Here is a 5,293-nt window from a genome sequence, read left to right as displayed (position 1 = left end):
CGTTGTTTTGGGGGGGGGTGGGATTGCGGCGCGGGGTGGTTTTGGTGGTGCGGGGGGGGCTGGGTCGGGGGCGCTTGGCGGGGGGCGGGGGGCGGGCGCCGGCGCGGGCGCCGGCCGCGCGCCTCGCCTCGGGAGCCCCTATCTCCGACACTTCGTGGCGGAATCTGTCAGTGCGCCCCTATATCCCCAGGTCGGCACAAACGGCTGCCGTAATCTGTCAGGAACCCCGTCCGGCGCACCCTTTCCGCCCGGCGCTGGGCGCTACTTGTCACCCTTGATCTCGGTGGTGTGCAGCTGCTCGTCCAGGTCTTCGGGGGAGAGCTTGCCGCCCAAGAACTCGGCGGTGACCGGCAGGTGCAGCTCCATGTCGGTGCCGGGGCACAGCTCGATCACGGCCTCGTCCACGGTGTAGTCCAGCACGTGGCCGCCGCGCGAATGCTCGTTATCGATGAAGTGCACGTGGCAGCCCGGCACGCCGATGCCCTTGGCGTACATGGGGGTGCGGAAACCGCCGATGACACCTTCGACGTCGGTGAAGACGTGCTCCGCGTCGTCGGAGACGGCCTCGGACATCGGCGGGTAGGGCTTTTCCTGCTTGGTCACCGTGCGCACCACCACTTCCTTGAACCGGCCGGTGATCTTCACGGCGGTGAAGAAGTTGTGGCTCGGCTCGGCGTCGTCGATGAACTTGGCCAGCTCGGAGCGCACCATGCCGGCGGGCGCGTCGAAGCGCATCCGCGGCACGAAGTTGGTCACCACGGTAAACGGGGTGCGCTGGTCCAAATCGGCCACGCGCGCTTTGCCGTCGGAGGTGAGCTGGTGGCACACCCCGTCGAGGATGAGCATCTCGCCGTCGAGGGCGTCGAAGGTGCCCAGGCCGAAGTTGCCTTTGCTCAGGATGTCGCTGATGGTCAGCTCGCCGTCGTAGATGCCGTCGAGAAGCGCGGTCATCAGCGAGTTTTGGAAAATGGTGTGGCGGGCAATCGTTGCAGACATGGCTGCGATGCTAGTCGGAGGGGCGACTACAGTGTGCAGGGTGAGCAACGCCTATGGGATGCCCGTCGTCGCCGTCATCGGCGACGGCCAGTTGGCACGGATGATGCAGACGGAAGCGATCGAACTCGGCGTGGAGACCCGCGTGCTCGCCGCGAGTAAGGATGCCTCGGCGGCGCAGGTGTTCGGCGATGTGCGCCTCGGCGATTACACCAAGCTCGAGGATCTGCGCGCGGTCGTGGGTGGCGCGGATGCGGTCACCTTCGACCATGAGCATGTGCCCAACGAGTACGCGCAATTGCTTATCGACGGTGGCGTGGCCGTCGAGCCCCGCCCCGATGCTTTGATCTACGCACAGGACAAACTCGAGCAGCGTAAGCGCCTGTCCGAGGCAGGCCTGCCGGTGCCCGCGTTCGCAGCGATCGCGTCGGCCGCGGACGCCGAGGCGTTCTGGGATGAGACCGGCGGCCAGGTGTGTCTGAAAGCCACCCGCGGCGGCTACGACGGCCACGGGGTGTGGTTCCCGTCGTCACGCGAAGAGTGCGCCGAGCTGGTCGAGGACCTGCTGGGCCGCGACCTGCCGCTGATGGCGGAGAAGAAGGTCGCGTTCACCCGTGAGCTTTCCGCGATGGTGGCGCGCAACCGCTCCGGCGACGTGCGCGCCTGGCCGGTGGTGGAGTCGCGCCAGGACGGCGGCATCTGCCGCGTGGCCATCGCGCCCGCGCCGGGCATGTCCCCGGAGCTGGCCAAACGCTGCGAGGAGCTCGCCGTGCAGGTCGCCGAAGGCTTGGGCGTGACCGGCGTGTTGGCCGTGGAGCTGTTCGAGTACGAGGGCGACAGCGGCCCGGAAGTGTCGGTCAACGAGCTGGCCATGCGCCCGCACAACACCGGCCACTGGACCCAGGACGGGTGCGTGACCTCCCAGTTCGAGCAGCATGTGCGGGCTGTGCTGGATTGGCCGTTAGGTGCCGTCGATAAGCTTTCGCCCGCAACCGTCATGGTCAACACCCTCGGCGGCGACGAGGACCCCTCCGTGCCGATGGCCGAGCGCGTCATTGCGGTGATGCGCAAGTACCCGCAGGCCAAGGTGCACCTCTACGGCAAGGACCACCGCCCCGGCCGCAAGATGGGCCACGTCAACGTGTGCGCCGACACCGTCGAGGAAGCGCTCGCCGTGGCCGAGGACGCCGCGCACTACATCATCCACGCAACCTGGAAGGACTAGACACATGGCACAGCCAGTCGTTGGCATCATCATGGGCTCCGACTCGGACTGGGACACCGTCGCCCCGGCCGCCGAGGTGCTCGCCGAATTCGGCATCCCGTTTGAAGTCGGCGTGGTCTCCGCGCACCGCACGCCAGAGAAAATGCTGGCCTACGCCAAGGAAGCGCACACGCGCGAACTGCAGGTGATCATCGCCTGCGCCGGCGGTGCGGCGCACCTACCGGGCATGGTCGCCGCTGCGACGCCGCTGCCGGTCATCGGCATCCCGCGCGCCCTGGACACGCTGGACGGACTGGACTCGCTGCTGTCCATCGTGCAGATGCCGGGCGGGGTGCCGGTGGCCACCGTCTCCATTGGCGGGGCGAAAAACGCAGGTCTTCTGGCCGCGCGCATCCTGGGTGCCGCCGACCCGGCCGTGCAGCGCAAGATGGTGGATTACCAGGCGCGCATGGCGGCCGAGGTCGAGCGCAAGGACGAGGCGCTGCGCCAGCGCCTGATGGGTGAATAACCCAATCGTCGTGCTGGGCGCCCGCATCGTGGACGGGCGCCCTTCGCGCATGCTCGAGTTCCGCCTGCGGCGGGCGATTGAAGTGTGGCGTGCGGCCCCCGCGCCGCTGGTCGTCTCCGGTTTTGGGGAGGCGGAGGTGATGGCCGACTGGTTGCTGGTCCGCGGGGTGCCCGAGTCGTCGATCGTGCTGGAGCCTCAGGCACGCTCCACCAACGAAAACCTGGAGCGCTCCCGGGCGCTGTTCCCGGATGCCGCGTGCCTGACCGTGGTGACCAGCGGGTTCCACGTCTTGCGCACCCGCGTGTGGGCCTGGCACCTGGGCATTCCGGTGCAGTTAGTAGCGGCGCCGACCCCAAAGACGTCGCGGGTGAAAAACTACGCGCGGGAAGTGGTGGCGCTGCCGCACTCCGTGGCGCGGGTGGTGTGGCGCCGTTTCGTGCGCCGGGTGCTCGGGCGGTAGGGGCGGATTTTCGTATACGATATTCGCATGGAAAAGATCCACGGCAAATCCATCACCGAAGAGCAAATTCAGCAGTGGGCTGATGAGGCTGAAGCGGGGTACGACCTTTCGAAGCTGCCGGCTCCCCGCCGAGGTCGTCCACCAGTAGGTAGAGGTGCAGGTACGGTCGTACCGGTGCGTCTCGACGACGAAACGATCGCCGCCCTCATGTCCCGCGCCGAAGCGGAGGGTCTGACCACCCGGTCGGATGCGATCCGTGAGGCTATCCGGCAGTGGACGAATGTCGCCTGAAATTCACCGTTCGGCGCGGAAGCATTACAAGAGAGACCGTCTCAGTGATGATGCGGTGCACCATGCATTTGCGCACGCGCTCACTTCACGGCCGCTAGACGATGAAGCTGACCCGCGGAGATGGTTAATAATCGGCCCGGACCATGCAGGCAGGCTGTTGGAGTTTGTCTTGCTGGTTTTCGATAGTGGGAGAGAGATAATCATCCACGCCATGAAAGCGCGCGCTCAGTATTTGGGTTGACTTCGGAACATCCCGAATTGGTGCGGATGACCCGTGACCGGGCGCGTCTTTGGGCGGTGACGCCCACTGGGGCTCGGTGACGGATGTGACAACCGCCCCTTAGTGCCAGAGTGGTTGTGAACGACGTACCGTAGGAGGTTTTGTTCATGACCGATTCACAGTTGCCTCAGTTGGTGCCGTCGTCGTTGACGTCGCCACCGTCCGTTGATGCCCCGGTGGTTGCCCGAAAGGTCAAGCCTAAGACGTCGCGCGAGGGGGTCGAGGAGATCTTGTCGCTGCCGCCGCGTGTGCTGGCGGCGGGGGAAGTACTCGATGAGGAGACGTTGACATCGCTTGACGCTGTGGCGTTCGTGTTCTCCCCGTACCGCGTGACCGGTTCTGGCAGTTGGTTTCATCCAGCGCAGCAGCGGCAGATGATCACGATTTACAACCTGTTGCCGCATGGCACGAAAGGCCCGTGGTGCGCCCGGCAGGGAATTCAATATCTCAACATCAAGCGTTGGGCCCGCGCACTGCAGAAATCGAAAACCGTGGACGACGGCCTTGACGGCGTCGAGCGCGCCAAACACATGGCTGATGCTGCCTACCTGGGCAGACCTAGTGCGGAGTACATCCGTGAGGTTGTCGTCGAGTACGGGTTAGTACCGCATGGCCAGAAAGAAGCCTGGTTAGTGGCGCATGGACTTGCCCATCAGACCGTGCGACGCTGGACCGCAATGGTGGCTGACGGTGATCTGCCAACACGCACAAGGCCAAGGAGGGTTGGAACGTTGACGATGGATGAATGCGCCGAAATTCAGCAGCTGCGCAAGGAAATTTCTGCGCTGACGCAGGACAAACGCAAGCTCGAACTCGATGCGAAACACCGGGAAGAAGCAATGCAGCGTGCCTTAGATAAGGCGACGGAAAGGGCAGAGCGGGCTGAGCTGGCCACTGATGTGTTGGGAAAAGCTTTAGCGACCATGCCAGGAGCACCTGGCGTGGACTCAAACGCGGAGGAAAAGTCCTCACCGACGCCCAACAACGCCTCTACGAGCAAGGCCGGCAAGCGGAAGAAACGCTGATCAACCAGCTCGTTTCCGTCGGATACTCCAAAACGAAGGCGATGGGCATCATCGGTGCCTCGCGCAGCCGGGTCTTCTACGAAATCAATCCGCGCCCACGCACCGACAACCCGATCCCGCATCACAGGCGCCGGATCAACCGGCTGTCTGATGCCACAGTCACAGACATAGTGGAGCTGCTGGACGACAATCCGCATTGCGGGGTGGACCAGGTGTTTTACGCCGCGTTGAACAACGGGATCTACCTGGCGAGTCTGCGCAGCTTCTACCGGGTGGCCAAAGCCCACGGCAAACTGCTGCACCAACGCCACAACACCAAAGCCAGACAAGCCAAACGCCGCCACGACGCCACACCGCCGCATGTGCACGCCACCGCCCCCGGGCAGGTGCTGTGCTGGGACATCACGTTTTTGCCTGGCCAGTACTACGGACAAACCTTCGCGTTGCACATGGTGATCGATCTGTACTCGCGCGCCATCGTCGGGTTCGTCGTCGCAGAACGAGAAAACAG

The 5,293-nt window shown here is 64.7% G+C and carries 6 protein-coding genes and 1 pseudogene; 6 read left to right on the top strand and 1 reads right to left on the bottom strand.

The window, feature by feature from the left end; translation table 11 throughout:
* Positions 1-261: 261 nt before the first annotated feature.
* A complete protein-coding gene (gene budA / locus MHY23_RS11740; RefSeq protein WP_239307695.1) occupies positions 262-996 on the bottom strand; it encodes an acetolactate decarboxylase in 735 nt (244 codons plus the stop codon).
* Between the two features lie 40 nt (positions 997-1,036).
* Here budA and MHY23_RS11735 point away from each other — a divergent pair, with 40 nt between their 5' ends.
* From MHY23_RS11735 to MHY23_RS11710, 6 genes and pseudogenes are all read left to right on the top strand, one after another.
* The gene (locus tag MHY23_RS11735; RefSeq protein ID WP_370645858.1) at positions 1,037-2,218 is read left to right on the top strand and encodes a 5-(carboxyamino)imidazole ribonucleotide synthase; all 1,182 of its coding nucleotides are present in this window, start codon (positions 1,037-1,039) and stop codon (positions 2,216-2,218) included.
* A 4-nt stretch (positions 2,219-2,222) separates the two neighbouring features.
* Positions 2,223-2,726, top strand: a complete 504-nt coding sequence (purE, locus tag MHY23_RS11730) for a 5-(carboxyamino)imidazole ribonucleotide mutase (RefSeq protein ID WP_239307694.1) — start codon at positions 2,223-2,225, stop codon at positions 2,724-2,726.
* Entirely contained in the window at positions 2,719-3,186 is a 468-nt protein-coding gene (locus MHY23_RS11725) for a YdcF family protein (RefSeq protein ID WP_269508073.1), read from the top strand. Before purE ends, MHY23_RS11725 begins: the two co-directional genes overlap by 8 nt.
* A 27-nt stretch (positions 3,187-3,213) precedes the next feature.
* Positions 3,214-3,477: a ribbon-helix-helix domain-containing protein gene (locus MHY23_RS11720; protein WP_239307693.1), complete on the top strand. Its 264-nt coding sequence runs from the start codon at positions 3,214-3,216 to the stop codon at positions 3,475-3,477.
* 387 nt (positions 3,478-3,864) lie between these two features.
* Positions 3,865-4,782, top strand: a complete 918-nt coding sequence (locus tag MHY23_RS11715; RefSeq protein ID WP_239307692.1) for a hypothetical protein — start codon at positions 3,865-3,867, stop codon at positions 4,780-4,782.
* Positions 4,783-4,823: 41 nt separating this feature from the next.
* Positions 4,824-5,293, top strand: a pseudogene (locus MHY23_RS11710) (transposase); the annotation flags it as partial.

Origin of the sequence: Corynebacterium sp. ACRQP (genome assembly GCF_022345915.1) — a bacterium.
GTDB classification, from domain to species: Bacteria; Actinomycetota; Actinomycetes; order Mycobacteriales; family Mycobacteriaceae; genus Corynebacterium; species Corynebacterium lehmanniae.
The sequence above is the reverse complement of the archived record's forward strand: the minus strand, read 5'-3'. Positions and strand labels throughout refer to the sequence as shown.